Origin of the sequence: Streptomyces asiaticus (genome assembly GCF_018138715.1) — a bacterium.
GTDB classification, from domain to species: Bacteria; Actinomycetota; Actinomycetes; order Streptomycetales; family Streptomycetaceae; genus Streptomyces; species Streptomyces asiaticus.
The window spans coordinates 3,472,561-3,496,316 of the sequence record NZ_JAGSHX010000006.1; the positions used below are offsets into that span (position 1 = coordinate 3,472,561).

At 70.7% G+C, this 23,756-nt stretch carries 22 protein-coding genes and 2 pseudogenes; 6 read left to right on the forward strand and 18 right to left on the reverse strand.

What is annotated here, in order from left to right:
* Window positions 1-69 precede the first annotated feature (69 nt).
* Window positions 70-1,254 (reverse strand): ROK family transcriptional regulator, encoded by a 1,185-nt coding sequence (locus tag KHP12_RS22010; protein WP_086885921.1) that lies wholly within the window; start codon window positions 1,252-1,254, stop codon window positions 70-72.
* Between the two features lie 68 nt (window positions 1,255-1,322).
* Here KHP12_RS22010 and KHP12_RS22015 point away from each other — a divergent pair, with 68 nt between their 5' ends.
* Together KHP12_RS22015 and KHP12_RS22020 are read left to right on the forward strand one after the other, a co-directional pair.
* Window positions 1,323-2,423, forward strand: coding sequence for a Gfo/Idh/MocA family protein (locus KHP12_RS22015; RefSeq protein ID WP_211833530.1), 1,101 nt, complete (start codon window positions 1,323-1,325; stop codon window positions 2,421-2,423).
* Window positions 2,420-2,908 carry a heme-degrading domain-containing protein gene (locus KHP12_RS22020; RefSeq protein WP_086885922.1) on the forward strand — a complete coding sequence of 163 codons (489 nt, stop codon included), beginning with the start codon at window positions 2,420-2,422 and terminating at the stop codon, window positions 2,906-2,908. The genes KHP12_RS22015 and KHP12_RS22020 overlap by 4 nt, the downstream gene beginning before the upstream one ends.
* A gap of 69 nt (window positions 2,909-2,977) precedes the next feature.
* On the opposite strand, the gene KHP12_RS22025 is transcribed toward KHP12_RS22020, so the two are convergent.
* The 5 genes from KHP12_RS22025 to KHP12_RS22045 all read right to left on the reverse strand — a co-directional run bounded on the left by KHP12_RS22025 (window position 2,978) and on the right by KHP12_RS22045 (window position 7,718).
* Window positions 2,978-3,844: a fumarylacetoacetate hydrolase family protein gene (locus KHP12_RS22025; RefSeq protein ID WP_086885923.1), complete on the reverse strand. Its 867-nt coding sequence runs from the start codon at window positions 3,842-3,844 to the stop codon at window positions 2,978-2,980.
* Window positions 3,845-3,982: 138 nt separating this feature from the next.
* The gene (locus tag KHP12_RS22030) at window positions 3,983-4,687 is read right to left on the reverse strand and encodes a YidC/Oxa1 family membrane protein insertase (RefSeq protein ID WP_211833532.1); all 705 of its coding nucleotides are present in this window, start codon (window positions 4,685-4,687) and stop codon (window positions 3,983-3,985) included.
* Between the two features lie 183 nt (window positions 4,688-4,870).
* Window positions 4,871-5,197, reverse strand: a complete 327-nt coding sequence (locus KHP12_RS22035; protein WP_210609350.1) for a DUF6412 domain-containing protein — start codon at window positions 5,195-5,197, stop codon at window positions 4,871-4,873.
* A 317-nt stretch (window positions 5,198-5,514) separates the two neighbouring features.
* Entirely contained in the window at window positions 5,515-6,303 is a 789-nt protein-coding gene (locus KHP12_RS22040) for a class E sortase (RefSeq protein WP_086885911.1), read from the reverse strand.
* 92 nt (window positions 6,304-6,395) lie between these two features.
* Window positions 6,396-7,718 carry a DUF445 domain-containing protein gene (locus KHP12_RS22045; protein ID WP_372455214.1) on the reverse strand — a complete coding sequence of 441 codons (1,323 nt, stop codon included), beginning with the start codon at window positions 7,716-7,718 and terminating at the stop codon, window positions 6,396-6,398.
* A gap of 277 nt (window positions 7,719-7,995) precedes the next feature.
* Between KHP12_RS22045 and KHP12_RS22050 the strand changes: the two genes are divergently transcribed.
* Window positions 7,996-9,306 carry an SGNH/GDSL hydrolase family protein gene (locus KHP12_RS22050; protein ID WP_086885909.1) on the forward strand — a complete coding sequence of 437 codons (1,311 nt, stop codon included), beginning with the start codon at window positions 7,996-7,998 and terminating at the stop codon, window positions 9,304-9,306.
* Window positions 9,307-9,677: 371 nt separating this feature from the next.
* Here KHP12_RS22050 and KHP12_RS22055 read toward each other — a convergent pair whose 3' ends face one another.
* The 4 genes from KHP12_RS22055 to KHP12_RS22070 all read right to left on the reverse strand — a co-directional run bounded on the left by KHP12_RS22055 (window position 9,678) and on the right by KHP12_RS22070 (window position 13,297).
* Complete coding sequence (locus KHP12_RS22055) at window positions 9,678-10,475, reverse strand: DUF1707 SHOCT-like domain-containing protein (RefSeq protein WP_244202834.1); 798 nt, start codon at window positions 10,473-10,475, stop codon at window positions 9,678-9,680.
* A gap of 200 nt (window positions 10,476-10,675) precedes the next feature.
* Complete coding sequence (locus KHP12_RS22060; RefSeq protein ID WP_138915430.1) at window positions 10,676-11,653, reverse strand: ABC transporter ATP-binding protein; 978 nt, start codon at window positions 11,651-11,653, stop codon at window positions 10,676-10,678.
* Window positions 11,654-11,685: 32 nt separating this feature from the next.
* Entirely contained in the window at window positions 11,686-12,450 is a 765-nt protein-coding gene (locus KHP12_RS22065) for an ABC transporter permease (protein ID WP_244202629.1), read from the reverse strand.
* Window positions 12,451-12,496: 46 nt separating this feature from the next.
* A complete protein-coding gene (locus KHP12_RS22070) occupies window positions 12,497-13,297 on the reverse strand; it encodes an ABC transporter permease (protein ID WP_086880636.1) in 801 nt (266 codons plus the stop codon).
* Window positions 13,298-13,598: 301 nt separating this feature from the next.
* On the opposite strand from KHP12_RS22070, the gene KHP12_RS22075 reads away from it, so the two are divergent.
* Window positions 13,599-15,947 carry a transglycosylase domain-containing protein gene (locus KHP12_RS22075; protein WP_086880637.1) on the forward strand — a complete coding sequence of 783 codons (2,349 nt, stop codon included), beginning with the start codon at window positions 13,599-13,601 and terminating at the stop codon, window positions 15,945-15,947.
* A gap of 403 nt (window positions 15,948-16,350) precedes the next feature.
* Here the strand turns inward: KHP12_RS22075 and KHP12_RS22080 are convergent, their stop codons facing one another.
* Window positions 16,351-16,653 (reverse strand): GroES family chaperonin, encoded by a 303-nt coding sequence (locus KHP12_RS22080; RefSeq protein WP_044581870.1) that lies wholly within the window; start codon window positions 16,651-16,653, stop codon window positions 16,351-16,353.
* A 130-nt stretch (window positions 16,654-16,783) separates the two neighbouring features.
* Window positions 16,784-17,146, reverse strand: a complete 363-nt coding sequence (locus KHP12_RS22085; RefSeq protein WP_086884603.1) for a DUF3618 domain-containing protein — start codon at window positions 17,144-17,146, stop codon at window positions 16,784-16,786.
* A 138-nt stretch (window positions 17,147-17,284) separates the two neighbouring features.
* Between KHP12_RS22085 and bcp the strand changes: the two genes are divergently transcribed.
* Entirely contained in the window at window positions 17,285-17,752 is a 468-nt protein-coding gene (gene bcp, locus KHP12_RS22090) for a thioredoxin-dependent thiol peroxidase (protein ID WP_211833534.1), read from the forward strand.
* A gap of 121 nt (window positions 17,753-17,873) precedes the next feature.
* Here the strand turns inward: bcp and KHP12_RS22095 are convergent.
* Window positions 17,874-18,041: pseudogene (locus tag KHP12_RS22095) on the reverse strand (site-specific integrase); the annotation flags it as partial.
* A gap of 29 nt (window positions 18,042-18,070) precedes the next feature.
* The gene (locus tag KHP12_RS22100; protein ID WP_498073218.1) at window positions 18,071-18,790 is read right to left on the reverse strand and encodes a DUF8548 family protein; all 720 of its coding nucleotides are present in this window, start codon (window positions 18,788-18,790) and stop codon (window positions 18,071-18,073) included.
* Window positions 18,791-19,064: 274 nt separating this feature from the next.
* On the opposite strand from KHP12_RS22100, the gene KHP12_RS22105 reads away from it, so the two are divergent.
* The gene (locus KHP12_RS22105; protein ID WP_211833544.1) at window positions 19,065-19,832 is read left to right on the forward strand and encodes a BRCT domain-containing protein; all 768 of its coding nucleotides are present in this window, start codon (window positions 19,065-19,067) and stop codon (window positions 19,830-19,832) included.
* 725 nt (window positions 19,833-20,557) lie between these two features.
* On the opposite strand, the gene KHP12_RS22110 is transcribed toward KHP12_RS22105, so the two are convergent.
* From KHP12_RS22110 to KHP12_RS22125, 4 genes and pseudogenes are all read right to left on the reverse strand, one after another.
* The gene (locus KHP12_RS22110; RefSeq protein ID WP_211833552.1) at window positions 20,558-20,905 is read right to left on the reverse strand and encodes a hypothetical protein; all 348 of its coding nucleotides are present in this window, start codon (window positions 20,903-20,905) and stop codon (window positions 20,558-20,560) included.
* Window positions 20,906-21,095: 190 nt separating this feature from the next.
* Entirely contained in the window at window positions 21,096-21,515 is a 420-nt protein-coding gene (locus tag KHP12_RS22115; RefSeq protein ID WP_308016956.1) for a hypothetical protein, read from the reverse strand.
* Between the two features lie 109 nt (window positions 21,516-21,624).
* On the reverse strand, window positions 21,625-22,806 hold the full coding sequence (locus KHP12_RS22120; protein WP_211833556.1) for a helix-turn-helix domain-containing protein: 1,182 nt from the start codon (window positions 22,804-22,806) through the stop codon (window positions 21,625-21,627).
* A gap of 257 nt (window positions 22,807-23,063) precedes the next feature.
* Window positions 23,064-23,677: pseudogene (locus tag KHP12_RS22125) on the reverse strand (IS481 family transposase); the annotation flags it as partial.
* Window positions 23,678-23,756 lie beyond the last annotated feature (79 nt).

Here is a 23,756-nt window from a genome sequence, read left to right on the forward strand (position 1 = left end):
CGCGTTCGCACGCCGACACACCGCACCAGGCCCGGATTGCCCCCGACTGGCGGTCAGGATCCCCCTCGATCAGCCCAGTGCGAACAGCGGTGCGAGCACCAGCCGGGCGGCGCCTTCGACGACGGCGCGCTCGCCCCGCTCCACGACGTCCACGGAGACCGGGGGGCGGCTGGCGCGGACGGAGTCCTCGGCGATCATCGTGGCCACACCGCGAACGTACGGCTCGGGGTCGGCCAGCACCATCCGGCCGCCCAGGAGCACCCGGTCGATGTCGAGGAGCCGTACGAGGTTGGTCGCGCCGATGCCGAGCAGCCGCGCGGCCTCCGTACGGTCGCCACGCGCGACGGCGGCGAGGCACAGCGCCTCCAGACAGCCGTTGTTGCCGCAGTCGCAGGGCGGCCCGTCGAGCTGTATCACCTGGTGCCCGAACTCCCCCGCGTCGGTCCGCGCGCCCCGGTACACATCCCCGCCGAGCACCAGACCGGCGCCCAGGCCGGTGCCCAGGTGGAGATACGCGGCCGACTCGGCGGTCCCGGCGGTCACCAGCCCGAGCGCCGCGGCGTTGGTGTCCTTGTCGAGGACGACGGGGAGGGCGAGCCGCTCGGCGAGCGCGTCGCGCAGCGGGAAGCCGTCCCACTGGGGGAAGCCGGTGACGCGGTGCAGCACGCCGGAGACGTGGTCGAGGGGTCCGGGCGCGGCGACGCCGACACCGAGCAGTCCGCCACCCAGGGCGCTACCGCCGCCCGCCGCGATGTCGGCACCAGCGCCCGCCGCGATGTCGGCACCAGCGCCCGCCGCGACGCCGCCGCCCACCACACCCCTGGCCGCCGCATCCGCCAGCAGCGCCCTGACCTCGGCCGTGGCCGCCGAGAGCGCCTCCTCCGCGGGCGCGCCGAAGTCGAAGGGGGCCGAGCGGGCCGCGACCGAGGTCCCCGCGAGGTCGACCAGGACCGCCGTCACCTCGTCGCGGTCGAGCTGGAGCCCGATCGCATGGCGGGCGTCCGGGACCAGCCGGACCGCGGTGGGCGGTTTGCCGCCGGTCGAGGCGCGCTGACCGGCCTCCGCCAGCAGCCCCTCCGCCCTCAACCGGGCCGTGATCTTGCTGACGGCCTGGGGGGTGAGGCCGGTGCGCCCGGCCAGCTCCGGTCGGCTGACGCCGTCCTCGCCCGCGTTCCGCAGCAGCCGCAGGACGAGTGCCGCGTTATAGCTGCGCAGGGCGGTCAGGTTGGCTCCGGGCCCGGCCGCTCCGGACATCGTGCTGTTCACCCCTCCATTGTGGCCACCGCTTGCACTTTGACAACACTGTTGCCAAAGTGGGCTTCATGGATGCCACCGATGACAGCAGCACCACCCGCGTGGGACTGATCGGCTACGGCCTGGCCGGATCCGTCTTCCACGCCCCCTTGATCGCGGCCACCGAGGGACTGGTCCTCGACACCATCGTCACCTCCAGTCCGGAGCGGCAGCGGCAGGCGCGCGCCGAGTTCCCCGACGTCCGGCTCGTGGACTCCGCCGATGAGCTGTGGGCCCGGGCGGATGAGCTGGACCTGATCGTCATCGCCTCCCCCAACCGCACCCATGTCCCGCTCGCCCGCGCCGCCCTCGAGGCCGGGCTGCCGACCGTCGTGGACAAGCCGCTGGCCGCGACCGCCGCCGAGGCCGAGGAGCTGGCCGCGCTCGCCGAGGCCCGCGGGCTGCTGCTGACCGTCTTCCAGAACCGCCGCTGGGACAACGACTTCCGCACCCTCCGCAAGCTGCTCGCCGAGGGCGCGCTGGGCGAGGTGCAGCGCTTCGAGTCCCGCTTCGAGCGGTGGCGGCCGCAACTCAAGGGCGGCTGGCGGGAGTCCGGCGACCCGGCCGAGGTCGGCGGGCTGCTGTACGACCTGGGCAGCCATCTGGTCGACCAGGCGCTCACCCTCTTCGGCCCGGTCGAGTCCGTCTACGCCGAGGCCGATGTGCGCCGCCCCGGGGCGCAGACCGACGACGACACCTTCATCGCCCTCACCCACACCAGCGGGGTCCGCTCCCATCTGTGGATGAGCGCGACCACCGCCCAGCTCGGCCCGCGCTTCCGGGTGCTGGGCAGCGAGTCGGGCTATGTGAAGTACGGCCTCGACCCGCAGGAGGCCGCCCTGCGCGAGGGGCTGCGCCCAGGCGAACCGTCCGTCGAATGGGGCGCCGAGCCGGAGGGCGACTGGGGCCGGCTGGGCGCGGGAGAGTCCCCGACGACCGGTGGCGGCGTTCCGGTGGAGACCCTCCGGGGCGACTACCCCGCGTACTACGCCGCCGTCGCCGCCGCCCTCCGCGACGGCACCCCGCCGCCGGTCACCGCCGCCGAGGCCGCGGCCACCCTGCATGTGCTGGAGGCGGCCCGGGTGGCGGCCGCGGAGCGCCGTACCGTCCGGATCGAGGTCCCCGCATGAGCGAGCACACCGACGCGACAGCCCGGGTGGCGGAGCTGGAGGAGCAGGAGCGCCGGCTGCGGCTGCCCCGCTTCGACAACGACGACGCCTGGCGGCTGGGCTGCCTCATCGCCGACCTGGCCCAGGAGCGCGGCGCCGCCGTGACGATCGGCGTCCAGCGGGCCGGTCAGCGCCTCTTCCACCGTGCGCTGCCGGGCACCTCCCCGGACAATGACGCCTGGCTGGAGCGCAAGTGCCGGGTCGTGGAGCGCTACGGGGCGAGCTCGTTCCTGGTCGGCACCCGCTTCCGCGCCAAGGGCAGCAGCTTCGAGGAGTCCTCGCGCCTCGACCCCGACCGGTACGCGGCGCACGGGGGCGCCTTCCCGATCCATGTGACGGGCACGGGCGTCGTCGGCGCGGTCGCGGTCTCGGGGCTGCCGCAGGCAGAGGACCACGCGCTGGTGGTGGAGGCGCTGGAGCGCTATCTGTCGACGGCCCAGGGCTGAGGTGAGGGAGGGGCGGCCCCGGCGGGACCGCCCCACCCCCCCATCCACGTGGTGTCCTCCGGTCGCGCGTCAGGCGTCCTTGAACTCCTGGCGCTGGCGGCCCAGCCCCTCGATCTCGAGCTCGACGACATCCCCGGCGCGCAGATACGGCTTGGGCTCGGGGCGGCCCATGGCCACGCCCGCCGGGGTGCCGGTGTTGATGACATCGCCGGGGTAGAGGGTCATGAACTGGCTGAGGTAGCGGACCACCTGGGCCACGCCGAAGATCTGGTCCGCCGTGTTGCCGTTCTGCTGGAGCTCGCCGTTGACCCAGAGGCGCAGGCCCAGGGCCTGCGGGTCGGGGACCTCGTCGGCGGTGACCAGCCAGGGGCCCAGGGGGTTGAACGTCTCGCAGTTCTTGCCCTTGTCCCACTGGCCGCCGCGCTCGATCTGGAAGGCGCGCTCGGAGACGTCATGGGCCACCGCATAGCCCGCGACCGCGGCCAGGGCGGCCTCGTCGGAGTCGAGGTAGCGGGCGGTGCGGCCGATGACGATGGCCAGCTCCACCTCCCAGTCGGTCTTCACGCTGCCGCGCGGGACGAGGACGGTGTCCTCCGGACCGACGACCGTGTCCGGGGCCTTCATGAAGACGATGGGCTCTTCGGGGATGCTCGCGCCGGTCTCGGTGGCGTGGTCGTGGTAGTTCAGCCCGATGCACACGATCTTGCCGATCCGGCCGAGCGGCGGGCCGATCCGCACCCCGCCGTCCTCGATCGCGGGCAGCGCGTCGTCCCCCTCGGCGGCCGCCGCCGCGCGCACCCGCGCGAGGGCGGCCTCATCGGCGAGGAGGGCACCGTCGATGTCCGGGACCAGGGCGGACAGATCGCGCAGGGTGCCGTTCTGATCGAGCAGCGCGGGGCGTTCCGCGCCCGCCGGTCCGACTCGCAGCAGTTTCATCCCAAGACTCCCGAGGTCACAGGCCGGTGCGAGACGCCTACCGGCCGATTGATCCTCCCTTCAGGGGCGTCCAGCCCGCAAGACCTCGTTCACGGACTGGGACATCGGTCTCAAGGGTGACCGCGACGGGGGGCGTCGTCAGCGGTGCAGCAGGGCCCGCTCCACCGCCGTCCAGGTCGTGCTGGTCGCCAGGTAGAGCGCCGCCGCCAGCGGGACCACGGCGGCGGTGAAGAGGGTGCCGAACGACAGCAGCGGCAGCGCCCGGGCCACTCCGGGCACCCCGGGCACCCCGGGCACCCCGGGCACCCCGGGCACCCCGGGCACCCCGGGGACGGTCACCTTACGGGTGCGGAGATACGTCCAGGTGGCCACGGCCGCGATCAGCGCGAAGAGCCCGAGGTAGACCAGCCCCGGCCCACCGCTGAACACCCCGCCCCAGTGGGCGCCGAGCGGGGCCCCGGCGAGCGTGTGGTCGAGGAGGTCCCCGGCGCCGCTGCCGGTGGAGAACACGTGGTACATGACGAAGAAGACCGGAAGCTGCACGAGCGTCGGCAGACACCCCGCCAGCGGTGACGCGCCCTCCTGCGTCCGGAGCTCCGCCATGGCGCGCCGCATCCGCTCCGGGTCGTCCCGGTGCTTGCGGCCCAGCTCCGTGATCTTCGGCGCGAGCGCGGCCCGCGCCTTCTCGCCGCGCACCGCGGCCCGGGCGAGGGGGTGCAGCGCGGCGCGGACGCACAGCGTGAACAGAACGATGGCGGCCGCCGCCGCGGACGCGCCGAAGAGCGGATCGAGTCCGTCCGCCATGGTGGTCAACAGGGAGCCGAGGGAAGAGAAAAGGGACATGGGAGCCCTCCGCGGGTCTCGTCGTGCCGGAGTGTGGAAGACATCGGCGTGACGAGCCGCGTGGCGCGGCGGTACGAATCCTGGAGCTTCCGGGGTTCCACCCCGGACCCCCCGGACCCCGCTCCTCAAGCTCCCCCAGCTACCGCTGGGAGGTGCCCCCTGGAGAGGCTGAGAGCAGTGCGCCTACGCGGCCGTCGGCAGCCGACGGCCCGGCGCTCGGGGCCTCGGGCGTCCGGCGGCATCGGGATCCCGCTGCGGCAGGAACGCCGTACGGCGCTCCCGGTCCCGTATCGCGGTGCGAATCCGCCCGGCGGGCACGGGTATTCGGCCGCGGGCGGCGAGGATCGCGCACAGGGCCAGCGCGGCGGCGACGGCGGTCGTGGCCGCGACGGTGGCGGCGAGGGCGACGGCGCTAACCACCCCGCTCTGCGCCAGCAGAACCCCGGTCAGCAGGAACAGACAGACGCCCAGCTGCATCCGCAGCGCGTCAAGTCGTCGCGACACGGTCATGTCCCCCTCTCCCGGCCGGTCTCCCCTCCTGGCGCTGCCAGTCTAAGCAGATCGGGGGCCACGCGGCCGAGCCGCAGAGCGATACTTCCCCCTCCCCGCCCCTTCCCGCAACATCGATATGCGGCTCCGCCGCATGGCAGGGGCTCCGCCCCTGGACCCCGGGGCTCTGGGGCGAAGGCCCGCTCCGGGGGTCTGGGGCGGAGCCCCGGAGCGGGGTCTGGGGCAGAGCCCCGCTCCGGGGTCTGGGGCGGAGCACCAGTTTCGGGAAGGGGCGGGTAGGGGAACAGCCCGCCGCAGGCGGCACACGACCCGTCCCCCTAGTGACCCCCGCCGACATCCCGTGGGGCGGCGGCCCGCAACCGGGCCCAGACCACCAGGCGGTAGCGGGAGGTGAATTCGGGGGTGCAGGTCGTCAGCGTGAGGTAGTAGCCCGGCTCGGTGTAGCGGTAGCGGGGGTGGACGGAGCTGTACGGCACCCGCGCGATCACCGTGCCGTCGGCGGGCGAGGTGCGCGGCAGGGTGCGCTCGATCACGTACGTGAAGCGGGCGTCGGCCGTGTCGATGCGCACCGTGTCGCCCGGGCGCACCTCGTCCAGCTGCCGGAAGGGCTCGCCGTGGGTGTTGCGGTGGCCCGCGAGGGCGACGTTGCCCGCCTGGCCCGGCTGGGCGGTGCGCGGATAGTGGCCCACGTAGCCCTTGTTGAGCACCGCCGCGCGGCTGATGCCCTCGGCGATGGGCACCGTAAGGCCGATACGCGGGATCCGGAGCACCGCGTACGCCTGGTCCCGGCGCGGCCCTCGGCCCCCGGCGCCGCTCCCGGCCGACCGGTCACGGTCGCGGTCACCGTCACGGCCGCGGCCGTCCCCCTGAGCGGAATCGGAGGATCGCGTCGCCCCCGGCGTCGGCGTCACGGACTCCTCGGCCCCGTCCTGCCACCGCCGCTCCAGCACCGACACCTCGTGCCGTGCGTCCGCCCTCGCCTGCCGGTTGGTCCACCACAGCTGGTGGACGACGAAGAGCAGCACCACGACCCCGAGGGTGACGGCGAGCTCACCGGCCGTCCACAGCCCCCGGGCGAGCACGGCACGCCCTCCACGACGTCGCACGCGCGCACCATAGGCCAGGCCGCGTACACCTTCCAGAGCCGCGACGCGGCAATCCGCCGGGCGCCGCAAGCCAACCCGCCACCGCCTGCGCGCTATGCGCCCAGCACCCGCGAGACCGTATAGATCACCAGCCCGGCCAGGGCACCCACCACCGTGCCGTTGATCCGGATGAACTGTAGATCCCGGCCGATGTGCGCCTCGATCTTCCGCGAGGTGTGGTCCGCGTCCCAGCTCGCCACCGTCTCGGTGATCAGCGAGGTGATCTCGTCCCGATACGTCGTCACCACATAGACGGCGGCGTCCTCCAGCCAGCCGTCGATCTTGTCCCGCAGCCGTCGCTCCGTCATCATCCGTCGGCCCAGCGAGAGAATCGCCGCATGCGCCCGCTGCCGCAGCTGGCTGCGCTCGTCCTCCGCCGCCGCGACGATCATCGCCCGCACCGAGGCCCAGGTCGAGGCGATGAGGTCCTGGACGTCGCCGCGCCCCAGCACCTCGCTCTTCACCCGCTCCACCCGCAGCCGGGTGTCGGTGTCGGACTGGAGGTCCCCGGCGAAGTCGGTGAGGAAGCGGTCCAGGGCGCCGCGCGCCGGATGGCCGGGCATGTCCCGCATCTCGGTCACGAAGCGCAGCAGTTCCCTGTAGACGCGCTCGCCGACCTTGCGGTCCACGAACCGCGGCGTCCAGCCGGGGGCGCCGCCGGTCACGGCCTGCATCACCGAGTCGTTGTGCTCCACCAGCCAGTCGTGGGCGCGCAGACACACCAGGTCCACGGCGCGGCGGTGACCGCCGTCCGCGACCACCCGCTCCAGCAGCTTGCCCAGGCCCGGCGCGATCTCCTGGCTGTCGGCCCGGCGGGTGATCGCCTCGCCCACCACCGCCTGCACATCGGAGTCGCGCAGCACCGTGAGCGCGCCGCGCAGCGCGGTGGCCAACTCGGCGGTCACCCGGTCGGCGTGCTCGGGCTCGGCGAGCCAGGTGCCGAGCCGGCTGCCGATGCCGACCGCGCGCAGCCGCATCCGTACGACGTCGCCGGAGAGGAAGTTCTCCCCGACGAACTCCCCGAGGCTGGCCCCGAGCTGGTCCTTCTTGGTGGGGATGATCGCCGTATGGGGGATCGGCAGCCCCATGGGCCGCCGGAAGAGCGCGGTGACCGCGAACCAGTCGGCCAGGGCGCCCACCATGCCCGCCTCGGCGGCCGCGGCCACATAGCCGGGCCAGCCGCCGATACCTGAGGACCGCGCCCAGGTGGCGAGCACGTACACCAGTGCGACGCCGAGCAGCAGCCCGGTGGCGAACGCCTTCATCCGGCGCACCCCGCGCCGCCGCTCGACGTCGAGGGGGCTGTCCGTGACGAAGGGCACAGCCGCGCCCCGCGACGGCGGGGCCGCCGTCTCGCCAGTCGTTCTTCGCTCCATACGCTCCACCTGGTCGGCCCGTCTCCCCATGCATTGTCTCTTTCCGGTCTCAGTCGCCCATGTGTGGAACGAACGGTGAGTTCCCGTCGTCTGTCTGGGGGAGCGACCCAGCACATTGGGGGCAGGCCGACGGGCGGAGCCGGGTCCCACCATGGGATCATGGGAGACCGACCGGACCGCATCGGCATTGCCGGATACCACCCGCCGTTCCCGTCCACTTCCGGAGCCTCGGGCTCCGTCTGCCCGAGGAGACAACCCGCCCATGAGCATGCCCCCAATGCCCAGACGCACGGGGTATGCCGTGCTCGCTGCGCTGGCGGCTGTGGTGATCCTCGTCTCCACCGCGATATTCATCGGGCTCGGTGGTGACAACGGCGGTTCGGACGCCCGTGCGCAGGGAGCCCGCGGCTCGGCCGCCCCGGCCTCGGCCGGTGCCTGGGTGGGCACCTGGTCCACCTCGGCCGCGGCCGCCGAGCCGAGGACGCTGCGCGGCGGCCTCTCGGGCATGTCGATACGGAACGTGGTGCACACCAGCATCGGCGGCACCAGCGCCCGGATCCAGCTCTCGAACTTCTACAGCAACCGTCCGCTGACGATCACGCATGCCTCGGTGGCGCTGGCCGCCGCGCCCAGCAACCCCACCGCGGCCGCGGGCACCATGCGCCGTCTCAGCTTCAACAACCGCACCTGGGTGACGATCCCGCCCGGTAAGGCCGCCACCAGCGACCCGGTGCGGCTCGCCGTCCCGGACGCGGCCGATCTGCTGGTCACCACCTACACCCCGCAGGCGTCCGGCTCCGTGACCTACCACCCGCACGCCCGCCAGACGTCGTACATGGCGCGTGGCGACCGTACGGAGGACACGGCGGGCTCCGCCTACACCCAGCAGAGCCCGTACTGGCGCTATCTGACCGGCGTGGACGTGTGGTCCAAGCAGGCCGAGGGCGCGGTCGCGGTGCTCGGCGACTCGATCACGGACGGCATCACCTCCACCGCCGGGGCCAACCACCGGTGGACCGACTTCCTCTCCGAGCGGCTGCGCAGCGAGCCCGGGGCGCCCCGCTTCGGCGTGCTCAACCAGGGCATCAGCGGGAACCGCGTGCTGAGCGACGGCACGCAGTTCCCGCCCAACAACCCCAGCGGGCTGTCCCGCTTCGACCGCGACGTGCTGTCCCGTACGGGCGTCAAGGCCGTGATCATCGAGCTGGGCGTCAACGACATACTCCGCATCCCCCATCAGACCGACCCCAACCGGATCGTGTGGGGCCTGAAGCGGCTGACCGAGCAGGCCCATGCCCGGAGCCTGCGGGTCATCGGAGCCACTCTGACGCCCTTCTACGGGCACCGCGGCTACACCCCCCGGCTGGACGCCGTGCGCGAGCAGATCAACGCGCAGATCCGCGCCGGGCGGGTCTTCGACGAGGTCGTGGACTTCGACAAGGCGCTGCGCGACCCGGTCAGCCCGCTGCGGCTGCGCCCGATGTTCGACTCGGGCGACCATCTGCACCCCAGCGACGACGGCTACCGCGCGATGGCGCGGGCGCTGAACCTGGACCACCTGCGGGGCCGCACGGCGGCCGAGCTCTAAAGGGCCCGGGGGTTCTTTCCCCTCCCCGCCCCTTCCCGCAGCATCGATATGCGGCTCCGCCGCGTGGCAGGGGCTCCGCCCCTGGACCCCGGGGCCTGGGGCCAAGCCCCGCCTTCCAGCCCCTCCAGGGGGCACTTCCCAGCGGTAGCTGGGGGAGTTCGAGGAGCGGGTTCTGGGGCGGAGCCCAGCTTTCCAGCCCCTCCGGCGCTTGAAGCGGGGCCCGGGGCCGAGCCCCGCCTTCCAGCCCCTCCGGCGCTTGAGGAGCGGGGCCCGGGGCCGAGCCCCGGGGGGTGCGAGGGGGTGCAGCCCCATCGTTCGGGAAGGGGCGGGGAGGGGAACTGCCCGCCGCAGGCGTCACAACCCGTCGCCGCCTAGTCCTCGCGGCGCTCCTTCTCCAGGGACAGCCGACGCTCCTCCCGCTCATCGCGCCGCTCATCCCGCCGCGCGCCCCGCAGCCCTCGGCGCTCGGCGCGCAACTCCTCCCGGCGCTCGGCCTTCAGCCGGCGGCGCTCCTCCTTCATGCGCCTGTGCTCCTCCTTGCGGAGCTTGCGCTCGACGCTGACCCCGCCGAAGAGCGCGAGGCCGGTCACGGTCACCCGAGGACCGGTGGGGTCCCCGTCGGCGGACCCGGTGTGGTCGAAACCGCCCATGAGCCCGATGCCGCTGACATGCGTCTCCAGGTCCGGCGGGACGGTGATCTGCACCCCGCCCATGAGGGCGAAGCAGCGGATCACCACATCGCGGCCCTCGAACCGGGCCTCGCGCAGATCGATCTCACCGCCGCCCATGACGGCGAAGGCGGTGAAGGCACGCGGAACGGTCCAGGTCCCCTTGCGCTGGAAGCCGCCCATGATCGCCACGGCCCACTTCGAGGTCGGGGTGCCGCCGATCCGCTCGGCCCAGCCGGTGCGGTCGGCGGGGGCCGGCGGGGCCGGAGCGGCGCTGCCGGGCACCGGGAGGTCCCGTACCAGCGGCTCCAGCTCGCCATGCGTGCGTGCCGCGTAGGCCGCGCCCAGCCGCTCCTCGAACTCCTCCATGTCCAGGCGGCCTTCGGCGACCGCCTCGCGGAGGACCTCGGCGATCCGCTCACGCTCGGCGTCCGATGCCCGCATCCCGGCCGGGTCCGGGAGGTCGGGGCTCGCCCCCTGGGAAGAACCAGCGCTCGTCATACGGACAGACTAATGGCGGGCACCGGCCCTGACCCCTCTCACACACCGGGCCCGCGCCGCTCTCCCGCACCGGGCCCTCGCCGCTCCCACGCACCGAGCTGACCCCTCTCACACACCGGGCCCTCACCGCTCCCACGCACCGGACCCTGGCCGCGTTCTGACACACCGGCCCTCGCCGCCTCCCCCACAGCCCGCCCCGGCTACGCTCCCCGCCCCGCCCAGTCCTCCGCCCCGTGCAGCATCCTCGCGATGACGTCCTCGATCTCGGGCTCGCGCACCGAGAGGTCCACCAGCGGATAGCCGTCGGCGACCGCCGCGACGATCGGCGCCGCGCTGCTGGTCGCCGGGAAGGCCAGCCACTGCCGGGGCCCCTCGACCCGCACCGTCCGGGCGCCGGGGACCTCGATGGGCGGCAGCTCCCGCTCCAGGTCGACCACGAGGGTGCGCTCGCTCTCCCCCACCGCGTGCAGCCCGTCCAGCCCGCCGTCGTAGACCAGCCGCCCGTGGTCGATGACCATCACCCGCTTGCACAGCAGCTCGATATCGGTCAGATCGTGGGTGGTGAGCAGCACCGTCGTGCCCTGCTCCGCGTTCACATCGCGCAGGAACTCCCGCACCTTCGCCTTGCTGACCACATCGAGCCCGATGGTCGGCTCGTCGAGGTAGAGCACCTCGGGGTCGTGCAGCAGGGCGGCCGCGATATCGCCGCGCATCCGCTGACCGAGCGAGAGCTGACGCACCGGCACGTCCAACAGCGCGCCGAGGTTGAGCAGTTCCACACAGCGGTCCAGGTTGTGCCGGTAGCGGTCATCGGGGATCCGGTACATCCGCCGCACCAGCGCGTACGAGTCGCGCAGCGGCAGGTCCCACCACAGGGTGGTGCGCTGTCCGAAGACCACCCCGATCCGGCGCGCGAGCCTCGTCCGCTCCCTGGAGGGGTCGATTCCGGCGACCCTGAGCCGTCCGCCGCTGGGCACCAGGATCCCGGTCAGCATCTTGATCGTGGTGGACTTCCCGGCGCCGTTCGGGCCGATGTAGCCCACCATCTCGCCGCGCGGCACCCGGAAGCTGATGCCGTCCACGGCGCGCACCTCGCGGCGCTCACGGCGCATCAGCCCGGCTTTGCGTCGCACCTGGAACACCTTCTCGACACCGTCGAGCTCGATCAGATCGTCCACGGCACTCCCCAGCGGCGATTCCACAATTCCCCTCAGCTCCCCGTGCTCTGATACGCCCGCAGCCCCGCCCGCCACGCCAGCCCCGCCACCGCACAGCAGCCGCCCGCGACCAGCGGCGCCGCGAAGCCGATCCAGGCCGGGAGCCCCAGCGGATCGGGGCGGCCCAGGATGTACAGCGCCGGAAGCCAGTTGACGAAGGCCAGCGGGATGACGAAGGTGACGCCCCGCAGCAGCTCCTTGCCGAAGACCGTCGGCGGGTACTCCAGCAGCGTGGTCCCGCCGAAGGTGAAGGCGTTCTGCACCTCGGAGGCGTCCTTGGCCCAGAACTGGAAGGCGCCGCCGAGCACGAACAGCGCCCCGAAGATGGCGCCCCCGCTCAGCAGCATCACCGGCATCAGCAGCGCCCGGTCCAGCGTCCAGTCGATGTCCAGCCGGGCCAGCGACCAGCCGAGCAGCACCGCCCCCTGAGTGATCCGGCCCAGCCGGCGCAGCGCGAAGCGGTCGGCGGCCACCTGGGCGAGTATCGGCACCGGCCGCACCAGCAGGGTGTCCATCGTGCCGTCGCGCACCCGCTGGCCCAGCCGGCCCATGGTGCCCAGCGCGAGATCGGCGAGGCCGAAGGCGACGCTGGTGGTGCCGTAGAGGAAGGCGACCTCGTCCAGGGTGAAGCCGCCCAGTTCCCCGATGTGGGTGAACATCAACGCGATCGCGACGAAGTCGAGGCCGGTCGCGAGGAAGTTCCCCAGCGTCATGATCAGGAACGAGGTGCGGTACGCCATCGTGGAGCGCACCCACATCCCGACGATCAGGCCGTAGGCCCGCAGCCCGTTGGACACGGCGGACTCAGCCACCCTGGACCACCACCTTCCGGGTCGCCGCCGATTGAACCGCCCGCCCGGCCGCCAGCAGCGCCACCGCCCACCCCACCTGGAAGGCGAACGCCGCCAGCAGCCCCATCCCCCGGCGCTCCTCCAGGAAGACGTCCGCGGGCACCTGGAGCATCGCCGCCCAGGGCAGCGCGCGGGCGGTCTCGCCAAGCTGCCCGGGGAAGACGTTGAGCGGCAGGATCATCCCGGAGAAGAACAGGCACAGCAGCCCGCTCAGCATGGACAGCCCCGTCCCGTCGAGCAGCCAGAAGGAGGCGAGCGACACCAGATAGCGCACCGCGAAGCCGACGCACACCGCGAGCACCACGGAGAGCAGGAACCACAGCCAGGTCAAGGGCGAGGCGGGCAGCCGGAGCTCGAACACCAGCGCCCCGACGGCCATCGGCACCACACCGCGCCCCAGCAGCTGGAACAGCGCCCGGCCGAGCTCGGTGGCCAGCCACCACATCTGGAGGTCGACCGGGCGGTAGAGGTCCACGGCGATGTCCCCGGAGCGGATGCGGTCCTGGAGCTCCTCCTGGAAGCCGCCGCCCATCAGCGCCACGGCCGCCAGCAGCGCCTGTCCGAGCCAGACGAAGGTCAGCGCCTGGGCGAGGTCGTAGCCGCCGAGGTGCGGCCGCTCGTCCCACAGCGCGGTGTAGGTGTAGGCGAGGATGAAGCCGAAAACCGTGTTGGTGAAGACCCCGGCCACCGTGGCGACCCGATACGTCGCGTAGCGTTTGAAGCCGCTGACCGCGACGGCCGCGTACAGCCGCATCCGCCCCTGCCTCCCTCCCCGACCGCACCGCCCGACCGGCCCGACGCACACCGCCCCGAACGGCGCCAAAATCCGGAGCTTAGTGGGGTGACGGGAGAGACGGCCAGGCATTATTCACCGGATGGTGTGAGCGGAATCATCCATTCGACCGGTCACAGACCAGTCACAGGTGCGCGCCTCGTCCTCGGCCCGGAACGGATGATGCGACAGTGTTTTATCGGGCGTACGACGCGAATCGCCCGACCGTGCACGATCCCGCCGCCGCGCAACCCTCGACGGCGGCCGAGGAGTCTCAGGAGACATGAGCGACGAGCCCCAGTTGATCGATGGTGGCGCGGCCGGATCGGGTGACCGGCCCGGCACCGACGATGGCAACCACGACACGCCGCACCGCGCGGACGGCCTGACGGTGACGGCGGGCAAACCGGCCAAGGGCAGAAAGGGGCGCCCCCAGCGCACCGGATGGCGCCGTCTGCTGCCCACCTGGCGCATGGTCCTCGGGGGCTTCCTGCTGATCGTCCTGCTGATCGCGGGCGGGCTCGTCACCGGCTATCTGCTCGTCGACATCCCCCCGGCCAACAAGGCCGCCATCGCCCAGAGCAATGTCTTCCTCTACTCCGACGGCTCCCAGCTCGCCCGTGAGGGCACGGTCAACCGGGAGAACGTCCAGCTGAGCCAGGTGCCCAAGCGGATCCAGCACGCGGTGCTGGCGGCCGAGGACCGGGACTTCTACGCGGAGTCGGCCATCGACCCCCAGGCGATGATCCGGGCCGCCTGGAACACCGCCACCGGCAAGGGCAAGCAGTCCGGCTCCACCATCACCCAGCAGTATGTGAAGAACTACTACCTGGACCAGGAACAGACGGTCTCCCGCAAGGCCAAGGAGTTCTTCATCGCGATCAAGCTGGACCGCGAGGTGAGCAAGGACAAGATCCTGGAGGGCTACCTCAACACCAGCTACTTCGGGCGCAACGCCTATGGCATCCAGGCCGCCGCCCAGGCGTACTACGGCAAGGACATCGGTGAGCTCAACACCGCCCAGGGCGCGTATCTCGCCACCCTGCTGAACGCCCCCAGCTCGTACGACATCGTCGCCCATCCGCAGAACAAGGGCCGGGCCGTGGCCCGCTGGAACTACGTCCTGGACGGCATGGTGAAGAAGCACTGGCTGACCAGGGCCGAGCGGCAGAAGATGACCTTCCCCGGGCCCTCCGAGGCCAAGGCCCCCTCCGGCATGTCCGGCCAGCGCGGCTATCTCATCGAGGCCGTCGAGGACTACCTCACCAGCAACGGGATCATCGACGAGCAGACCCTGGCGCGCGGCGGCTACCGCATCACCACCACGATCGACAAGGACAAGCAGGACGCCTTCACGGAGGCCGTGCGCGACCGGCTGATGAGCAAGCTCAGCAAGGACCGCAAGGTCGACGCCTACGTCCGCGCGGGCGGCGCCTCGATCGATCCGAAGACCGGGAAGGTGGTCGCCCTCTACGGCGGGATCGACTACACCAAGCAGTTCGTCAACAACGCGACCCGCCGTGACTACCAGGTGGGATCCACCTTCAAGCCATTCGTGTTCACCTCGGCGGTGCGCTATGGGGCCACCACCCAGGACGGCCAGACGATCACCCCGGACACCCTCTACAACGGCGACAACAAGCGCGAGGTCATCGGCTCCGACGGGCCCACCGGCTACTCCCCGGCCAACGAGGACGACGTGGACTACGGCGACATCGACGTCACCACGGCCACCGACAACTCGGTGAACTCGGTGTACGCGCAGATGGCCGAGGACGTCGGCCCCTCCAAGGTCAAGCAGACCGCCATCGACCTGGGCATCCCCAAGAGCACCCCCGATCTGCACGCCTCCCCCTCGATCGCGCTCGGCCCGGCCACCGCGAGCGTGCTGGACATGACCGAGGCGTACGCGACCCTCGCCAACCACGGTGAGCACGGCCGGTACAGCCTGGTCGAGGAGGTCACCAAGGACGGGGCGCGGATCAAGCTCCCGGCGCGGGAGAGCCGCCAGGCCATCCCGCGCGGCGCCGCCGACACCACCACCTCGATACTGCAGAGCGTGGTCGACGGCGGCACCGGCACCGCCGCCCAGGCCGCCGAGCGCCCGGCGGCGGGCAAGACCGGCACCGCGGAGGAGGACAAGGCCGCCTGGTTCGCGGGCTACACCCCGGATCTGGCGACCGTGGTCGCGGTGATGGGCCAGGACTCCAATACCGGCGTGCAGAAGTCGCTGTACGGGGCGACGGGCCTGGAGCGGATCAACGGCGGCGGCTACCCCGCCGAGATCTGGGCGCAGTACACATCGGGGGCGCTGGACGGCAAGGAACCGGCCGAGTTCGATCTACGGCTGGAGGACGGCGCGGACGCCCCCGACGGCTCCGAGACCCAGCAGCCGCCGAACTCCCCGCCGCCGGTGGTCACCACTCCCCCGACCGACACGCCGCCGGACACCTCGGTCCCCACGGCACCGACCTACACCCCGCCGACCCTGCCGACGGACGAGCCGACGACCCCCACCCCGCCGACGGGCTTCCCCACCGGCGGCCCAACGACCGAACCCGGCCCGGGCGGCCCCGGCGACCCGGGAGGCCCGGGCGATCCGGGCGGCCCAGGAGGCCCGGTGGGCGGCTGAGGAGGCGCCCCGAAGGGGCGCCCCTTCATGGGCGCGGGGCTGTGTCGACGTGCGGCTCCGCCGCGTGGGCGCGACCAGCCACAACTGCGCCGCGGACGATCGACGGCGGGTCGGGGCACATCCTGCGGAGCGCTTACGGGGTGTCCGGTTGAGCGAGGCTTTCCCCTAACCCGCCCCTTCCCGAAACTGGGGCTCCGCCCCAGACCCCGGGGTCCAGGGGCGGAGCCCTTGGTATCGGGAAGGGGCGGGTAGGGGAAACAGCCCGCCGCAGGCGCCAAGACCCGGCGGGCGCCCCGAAGGGGCGCGGGGGCTGTGTCGACGTGCGGCTCCGCCGCGTGGGCGCGACCAGCCACGACGGCGGCGCGGACGATCGACGGCAGGTCGGGGCACACCCGCGGGCGTCCTACAGGTAAAGCCCCGTGGAGTCGTCCGCGCCCTCCAGCCGCTCCGCGGCCACCGCATGCAGATCGCGCTCCCGCATCAGTACGTAGGCGACCCCGCGGACCTCGACCTCGGCCCGGTCCTCCGGGTCGTAGAGCACCCGGTCACCGGGCTCCACGGTCCGTACGTTCTGCCCGACCGCGACCACCTCGGCCCAGGCCAGCCGCCGGCCGACCGCCGCGGTGGCGGGGATGACGATTCCGCCGGACGACCGGCGCTCGCCCTCCGGAATGTCGGTGCGGACCAGCACGCGGTCGTGCAGCATCCGGATGGGCAGCTTGTCATGGGTCGTGTTCGCACTCACGCCATGACCGTACCTGGCCGGAGAGCGGAATGACGCCTCAGGGCCACGCCTCAGGGCCGGAGCCCGCCGCCGAGACCGCCGCCCTCCTCCCTCACCGGCGCCGCTTGCCGCACCACGAGGAGCGGGACGTCTTGGCGGACCGGGAGGACCTGGCCGAGAGCGCGAGCACGCCGACCAGCCCGACCACGAGGAGCGCGGCCGGCACGATCCGCTCCATGCGGGGCCCGCCCTCCTCCGACACCAGCTGGCCGCGCACGCCCGTGACCACTCGGTTGACGGACACATAGGCCCGCCCGGCGGTCCGGTCCACGGCCGACGCCGCCTTCGCCTTCGCGTCCCCGATGATCGTCTTCGGGTGCACCCGCACCCCGATCTCGTCGAGCGTCACGGCGAGCTCCTGCCGCCTGCGGGCGATGTCCGCCTCGATCTGCGCAGGGGTCCTGGCATCCGACACCGCGCTGCCTCCGTCAGTCTCGATGATTCGTAGTGGACAGTCTGTCAGCTCGCTCTCCGCACCGCCCCACGGCACCCCCGGACGGGAAGCTGACTAATGTCGGGTGTGTACCCCCGATGCCACGAGGAGCACCAGACCATGAGCGAGCGACTCCAGCCCGGCGACACCGCCCCCGCCTTCACCCTCCCCGACGCGGACGGCAAGCAGGTCTCGCTCGCCGAGCACGCCGGCCGCAAGGTGATCGTCTACTTCTACCCCGCGGCCCTCACCCCCGGCTGCACCAAGCAGGCGTGCGACTTCACCGACAACCTCGAGTTCCTCTCCGGCCACGGCTACGACGTCATCGGCATCTCCCCCGACAAGCCGGAGAAGCTGGCCAAGTTCCGCGCCCAGGAGGACCTGAAGGTCACCCTGCTCGCCGACCCCTCCAAGGAGACCCTGGAGGCGTACGGCGCCTTCGGCGAGAAGAAGCTCTACGGCAAGACGGTGACGGGTGTGATCCGCTCCACCGTCATCGTCGACGAACAGGGCAAGGTCGAGCGCGCCCTGTACAACGTGAAGGCCACCGGCCACGTAGCCAAGATCGTCAAAGACCTGGGCCTCTGACACCCGCTCTCCCAAAGCGGGTGTAGCAGGTTCGAATCCCGCTGGGGGCACCGGCCGAAGCGCCCCGGACCGATCATGGTCCGGGGCGCTTGTCGTCCAGCTCTGACATCAACGGCGACGGTCAGCCAGGCCCAGGCAGCCGCTTGAGCAGCCAGTCCATGTGGCTGATGGCCTCACGCTGAGTGTCCTGCACAACGTGCGTGTACACGTCCATGGTGATGCTGATCTGGCTGTGCCCCAGGCTCTCCATCACGGCACGGGGAGTCACCCCGGCCGCCGTCAACAGGGGGTGCAGCCGTACCGGGCCATGCGACCGGCTCACGCGGAGCCGTCCTGGCGCCTGGCCCGTAGAGGTGATGGCTTTCGTTGGTGCTCCCAGATCGCATGATCCAACTGCCAAGGTGTACAACCCAGGCGTACCGCAGCCTCAGTAATGAGTTGGACCGCTGCGGATGTGCACACAGCACGGTGCAGTGCCACTTGCAGCCACCGAAGAACCATGCGGTCTGGCTTAATGCAGCCGTCGTCACCGAGGAGCATCCACAGGTAGGCGAGACGGGCGCCGGAGCCGTGGCCCGAGACGGTCGCGAGATCCCGTTCGACGATCTTTAGTCTGTCCGGCTCAGCGAGTAGCTCATTGGCATCGGCGAGAGTCTCTATGCCATTACACATCAGGATCTCGGCGTAGCTGTGGGCTGCCTCGACCTTGAGTGGCGCTCGCGGGTTTGCCCAGGTGCGCTGATTGTTATGCAAGATCTGTGTCGCGAAGGCTGCATCACCGTAGGCCTGGAGGTGCATCACCAGCTCCCGCAGTGGTCGCTCGTCGCGGACCGGAAGATCCGCCCCGCAGGAGAGGGGAGGGGAGATGCCTGCCCAGGTCGCGTATCGGTGGCAGGTCGGGACAGTATGGCGGTCGTAGTGGGCCATGATTGAGAAGACAGCATCCAGGACGCACAGAGCTGTATGAGCCCATCGAGGACCCCGCGGCTTGATCTCAAGTTGTCCCGCTGCCACGACAACGTGGCTTACCTCGTCCACGAACCCCCCAAGGTCGAACGACGCCAAGAGCCAGTGTCGCAGCCAACCCCGACTCCTGACCGATGCGCGCCCGACACTACCGCCGCTCTCACAAGACTGGTCATCGGATCAGAAGCGGGTTCTGGCGAATTTGCCACAGGGTCTGCCTATACGCTTTCCCGTAGCTGACTGCATCAGTACGCTGCGCGATGAAGGCTACTCAAACCCGGGGAGGCTGACGAGGATGCCCGCACCGTGTACAGGATGGATACTTGAACTCCGAGGCCAAACACTTATGTTCACCGGCAAGACTCTGGTGGATGGCGAATGGGTATTTCGCAAGGACTGCATCTCTCGTTCCAAGAACTTAGGCGCCATCTGCCAGAACAGCTTCTCCAAGCGAGTAACACTCGTCGTTCACGGAGAGCTGGCAGGCAACGTCAAGGACGCAGACCGGGGACTAAGTCAAAAACTCCTGAAAGTAATGCAGTCCCGTAGAGAGGGACTGCATATTCATGTGGTCGACGCTGCCGGCTACTCAGATCTTCTGTTCGGAGCTCCGGCCCGTTGTCGGGATCTCAAGATGCATGGTGACCAAGTAGCGGTGATGCCCGAGGTCGGCGACGGAGTTCTCGGTGGACCGTTCAACCGACTTGGTCTGCGTAATCGCAGGATCGACCGGCTTGAGGCTCGCGTCTTTGGGCGCGGAACGCCTCGACATGAGAGGCTTTTGTCGCGTCTAGTTGATCAGATGACTGGACGAGCGTCCCTCGAAGTACGAGGCCCAGCCCGTCGTGCTCCACAATTCGACCTCGGCTGGGTCGAAGGACAGACTGCCTACGGGGCCTGGGTGGCGAGCCCTGAACCTCTGAACGATGGGGGACTAGATCGGCTAAAAGAGGCCGCCTTGCAAATTGGCCGGTCAGTCCGCTCCGCGCCCTCACAGACTCAGTTTCAGCCCCTAATGGTGCTGGAGAATTCCGCGGGCCTGGGTTCTGGGCTGCAGCAGACAGCTAAATCGGCAGGCGTTATCGTCAGCAGCATTCAAGCCTTTTCCGGCTGAGACTGGAAAGACCATCCACATTACTGAGTGCGGGTCACGTCCGAATGTTCATCTGAACGGTATCTACCCCCCGGCCGTTCTCCTCAGCGCCCCCGGCCGAGCGCTGCGGCAGCTCCTCCACACGCGCGTACATGCGAACGCTCATGGGCGTTCGTCACCAGGTCGACCGGCAGCCCCGCAGTTTCGCGATACAGAGGCGCCGGAGAGTGCGCTGTCGACCGTCATGCTGACGACCGCCACTGGAAGTTGGACGGGCGTCTCGCCGGCATCGGCCTGTCCATGCGGCTGTTCGGGGCACTCGGGCACATCTCCCGCGATGCCGACCTGCCGTACAGCAATCTGGCTCACCGCGCGGGCATCACGAGCCAGAGCACGCGCGCCACCATCGCCATGCTGGAGGAGCTGGGCAGCGGAGCACAACCTGCTCGGGCAGGGGTAGCGCTCACGGCTGGCGCCGCCCGAACAGGGCCGCTCGCTGCCCGCTGAAGCACGGAGCATCGTGTGCGAGTTGGACGAGGAGTTCCTGAGGAACGGGCAGCCGCAACACGGCCCACTAAGGCCGGACCAACCTCAGGTACGGAGCGTTTCCGGTACGGGGAACACGTGGCGCAATGGGCGGGCCAGGGAACCTCCGCGCTGCAGGGGATGGGGATACGGCTAAGCAGGTATAGCCAGCGGCCCGCAGCCGCCGCTCTTGGCATCAAGGGGGCAGCGCGGCCGGGCGGTCACTGTGCCCCTCCGGCGAGGGCATCCCGCACCTCGCCATGCAGCGTGTGCCCGGTGGCGCATCGCCGGCCATTCCGGCAGTCAACGCAGGCCACGGCGTGGTCGAGGAACCGTCCCCAGGCCGTCGGCTCCGGCGGGGCAGGGCACACGCCACATGCGGGGGCGCATGCCCATACCTCGACCGTCGCCCGGGTCGTGCCACGGTCGACAGTGACGGTGCCGAGTGGTCGGTCGACGGTGAGGTGCGCGCCGCACAAGGCGCAGGCCCAGCCCTGGAGCTGTTCGTGGGTGAGCGTGGCCGGGTCCAGGTCAGTCGCAGTGGCCGCGAGGTGCTGGTGGGCCGTCATCGCCGCTGGCTGATGGGGACGTAGCGGGTGGGGAGGCCCCCGTCGAACGGGCCGCACTGCTTCGGGAAGCTGTCAGCGCACTTGCCCGGGCAGGCGTAGACCGTACGCCCCCCGACGCTCGCACCGTGCTCGATCGCGACGATGACGGGTTGCCTGGTGGTCGCCTGGCAACGGGCGCATGCCTGGGGCATCATCGGGCCGTCGCCCCCTCGATCTCGGCGGCGAGCGCCTGCGCCAAGGCCCCGCGCAGCCGGTTGGCGTCCGTCAGGTACCGGTCCGGCCCCACCGGGATGTACCAGTGCAGGCGCGGGCCCTCCGTCCAGTCCACGGGCGGCACACCGACATACGTCGTCTCGGCGCGGTGCGCGCCGAGGGCGTGAATCTCGTTCCGCAGGCGCCGCCAGTACTGGGCCTGGCCGCTGGGGATGAGCCAATACATCAGGCCGTAGTCCGCGATGACGGCGCCGGAGGCGTCTTCGAGTAACGCGAGGGCGCGTTCGCCGATCTCCGCGGGGGCGCGCAGGACATCCCAGTAGGGGCCGACTTTGACCATCTCAACCTCGCCATGCGGCGGGGTCCAGGGCAGCGGCTCATGCGGCTCAGCGATCACGACACGGCTCCTCAACGCCTGTTTGTATCCGTGCCGTGACGCTAAGTGTGGCGTGGGTCACTACTCAATGGCACTTTCCGTGAGCAGCCACCGGTAGTGCCAAGGAGGCTCACATCGGGAGGCCTACCGCATCAGCCAGGGACCGCATCTCCGGTGTGAGCGTGCGCCTCCGCCCGATGACCTGTCCCATGATGTCCCGCGCGTACCGCTGTTGAGACAGCCATTCGGGCGCCGAGTTGTTGATCCCACTCAGGATGGACATGGACTCGGAGTAGTTGCGCATCGTCGCGTGCGCGCTGGCCACGTCGAGCAAGTGCCGATTGCGATTGTTCGACGTCGCTCGAAGCCCACCCTTCGAGATGCCCTCGGCCAGCTTCAGAACTCGGTCCGGCTTGCCGCTGACAGCGGCATTCTCAGTTCGCTTCAGCGCCACCGTCACCGGGCCGAAGGCGCGTAGAAAGTCAGCACCGGGAGCGTACTCACTATCCAGCGCAACCGCCGCAGAGCGCGCCAACCGCAGCGCGTACGTGGCTTCACCTGCTCGGTGGTCGCGGACGGCGGCGGCGGAAATACGGAGCAGCAGCCATCCCCAGGCGCTCAGCTCTGCCGGCGTCGCCTTCGACATCCGTGGCTCGACTTCGTCGGCCCAGCGCACGGCGAGTTCACGCGCCTGCGCGAGTTGACCTTGCCGCAGCAACAACCAGCTCTGCGTGCTGACGGTGGTTGCGCCTTGGAGCCTGTCGTTCTCTTCGTCCAACGACCGGTCCAGCGCCTCGGCGGCGGCCGCGTACTGCCTGTTCTGGGTCAGGAGCCAGCCGGTCAGCTGGAGCAAGCGTGCGCGGAGTGCGCGGCCGTCAGCCCCGGCTTCTGCCACCGCGTCGGCGTCGCGAATCAGCTGCGGCAGAACCTCGGCCAGGTCCGCAAACCTATCGCTGGAAAAGAGAGGCAACGCGCCATCGAGCGTTGCGCGCACACCCTTGACTGTGGGCTCATCCTCCAACGGGGCGGTCCGAGGCGGGGCTTGCAGAGCTTGACGCACCCCTGCCCACAGGTCCAAGGTCGCGGCGTCTGCCTGCTCTGCGTCACGCTGAATGAGGCACGTCGTGGTGACCCGCAGAGCGCGAGCCAGTTTGTACGCCGTTTCCAGGCGTGTGTGGCGCAGTTCTCCCTGCTCCAGCTTCCTGATGAGGGAAAGCGATACGTCGGAGGCCACCGACAGCTCGCGTTGGGAGAGGCCCCTACGCTTGCGGATGTCGCGAACGCGGGCGCCGATGTGAGCGTCATCGGGCATGCTGAACTCCGTTCTGAACTCGACACCCAGACGGTACTCCCGGGGAACCCTGCGATGCAGTGATCGGACCTCACGGTGACGTGAGGGCCGTCCTGATTCCCGGGTCCAGGCACTACGAAAGCCCCCTCGCTCGGTCAGCAGGCCAGCGAGGGACCCAGCGTCAACCATCAACCGAAACAGGACACGCGCCAAGCGCAAGCTGTCGGGTCTCGGGTGATGTTTGACGGTTTGGCGTCGGGTGATGCTTGATGTCTGTCCTAGACAATCTTCCGTCGGTTGCACTCTGCGGATTTGCGGACGACCACCTCCTTGGCAGTCGCGCGGGGGACGGTGGTGATCAGGTCGTTGCCGTGGAAGACCTGTATGACGGTCTCGTCGAGGTGAGCGGTGACGACCTGGCGAGCCCAGGTCCGGCCGATCTGGACGCGCTGGCCTGCGGCGGTGAAGCCGCCGTTGCTGCTGACGGTCCGCTAAGCGATCTGTGGGGCGGGCAGCGGAACAGCCGGGGTGGGCCCGCCGGGCGTGCTCCGCACAAGCGGCCGCAGGCGGTGGCCAGCAGCGGGCAGGACAGCGCGGCCAGCAAGACCAGCTGCTCGTCCAGGACCTGCATCACCGTGCCGTCCAACCGCAGAGTGACCCGCCGTCCGACGAACGCCCAGCCGATATTGCACCGGTCACCGCCCAGACCGACGTAGCCGACCGGGTTGACCGTGCGGTCCACCTCCACCGCCGAACCATCAACGGCCGGGCTGGGATCAGGCTCCCAGCCCGCGGCCGACCGGGCCTGCCCGCTCGCCAACAAGGCCCGCAGATCCCGGCCGGACAGCTTCGAGGGCAAGGTCTTGTGCCGAGCCCCGCCGATCAGCACATGTGCGGGCCTTCTCGTTGCGTGTCACTGATGGCGAGTAAGCCTCAAGCGCCGCCGAGCCCGCAGACCGGTCCCATGTGCA

What these genes read in the sequence shown, in the direction of transcription:
- KHP12_RS22010 (WP_086885921.1), bottom strand. Translation starts at nt 1,254, where the DNA reads ATGTCCGGAGCGGCCGGGCCCGGAGCCAACCTGACCGCCCTGCGCAGC.
- KHP12_RS22015 (WP_211833530.1), top strand. Translation starts at nt 1,323, where the DNA reads ATGGATGCCACCGATGACAGCAGCACCACCCGCGTGGGACTGATCGGC.
- KHP12_RS22020 (WP_086885922.1), top strand. Translation starts at nt 2,420, where the DNA reads ATGAGCGAGCACACCGACGCGACAGCCCGGGTGGCGGAGCTGGAGGAG.
- KHP12_RS22025 (WP_086885923.1), bottom strand. Translation starts at nt 3,844, where the DNA reads ATGAAACTGCTGCGAGTCGGACCGGCGGGCGCGGAACGCCCCGCGCTG.
- KHP12_RS22030 (WP_211833532.1), bottom strand. Translation starts at nt 4,687, where the DNA reads ATGTCCCTTTTCTCTTCCCTCGGCTCCCTGTTGACCACCATGGCGGAC.
- KHP12_RS22035 (WP_210609350.1), bottom strand. Translation starts at nt 5,197, where the DNA reads ATGACCGTGTCGCGACGACTTGACGCGCTGCGGATGCAGCTGGGCGTC.
- KHP12_RS22045 (WP_372455214.1), bottom strand. Translation starts at nt 7,718, where the DNA reads ATGGAGCGAAGAACGACTGGCGAGACGGCGGCCCCGCCGTCGCGGGGC.
- KHP12_RS22050 (WP_086885909.1), top strand. Translation starts at nt 7,996, where the DNA reads ATGCCCAGACGCACGGGGTATGCCGTGCTCGCTGCGCTGGCGGCTGTG.
- KHP12_RS22055 (WP_244202834.1), bottom strand. Translation starts at nt 10,475, where the DNA reads ATGACGAGCGCTGGTTCTTCCCAGGGGGCGAGCCCCGACCTCCCGGAC.
- KHP12_RS22065 (WP_244202629.1), bottom strand. Translation starts at nt 12,450, where the DNA reads ATGTGGGTGCGCTCCACGATGGCGTACCGCACCTCGTTCCTGATCATG.
- KHP12_RS22070 (WP_086880636.1), bottom strand. Translation starts at nt 13,297, where the DNA reads ATGCGGCTGTACGCGGCCGTCGCGGTCAGCGGCTTCAAACGCTACGCG.
- KHP12_RS22075 (WP_086880637.1), top strand. Translation starts at nt 13,599, where the DNA reads ATGAGCGACGAGCCCCAGTTGATCGATGGTGGCGCGGCCGGATCGGGT.
- KHP12_RS22080 (WP_044581870.1), bottom strand. Translation starts at nt 16,653, where the DNA reads ATGCTGCACGACCGCGTGCTGGTCCGCACCGACATTCCGGAGGGCGAG.
- bcp (WP_211833534.1), top strand. Translation starts at nt 17,285, where the DNA reads ATGAGCGAGCGACTCCAGCCCGGCGACACCGCCCCCGCCTTCACCCTC.
- KHP12_RS22105 (WP_211833544.1), top strand. Translation starts at nt 19,065, where the DNA reads ATGTTCACCGGCAAGACTCTGGTGGATGGCGAATGGGTATTTCGCAAG.
- KHP12_RS22110 (WP_211833552.1), bottom strand. Translation starts at nt 20,905, where the DNA reads ATGACGGCCCACCAGCACCTCGCGGCCACTGCGACTGACCTGGACCCG.
- KHP12_RS22120 (WP_211833556.1), bottom strand. Translation starts at nt 22,806, where the DNA reads ATGCCCGATGACGCTCACATCGGCGCCCGCGTTCGCGACATCCGCAAG.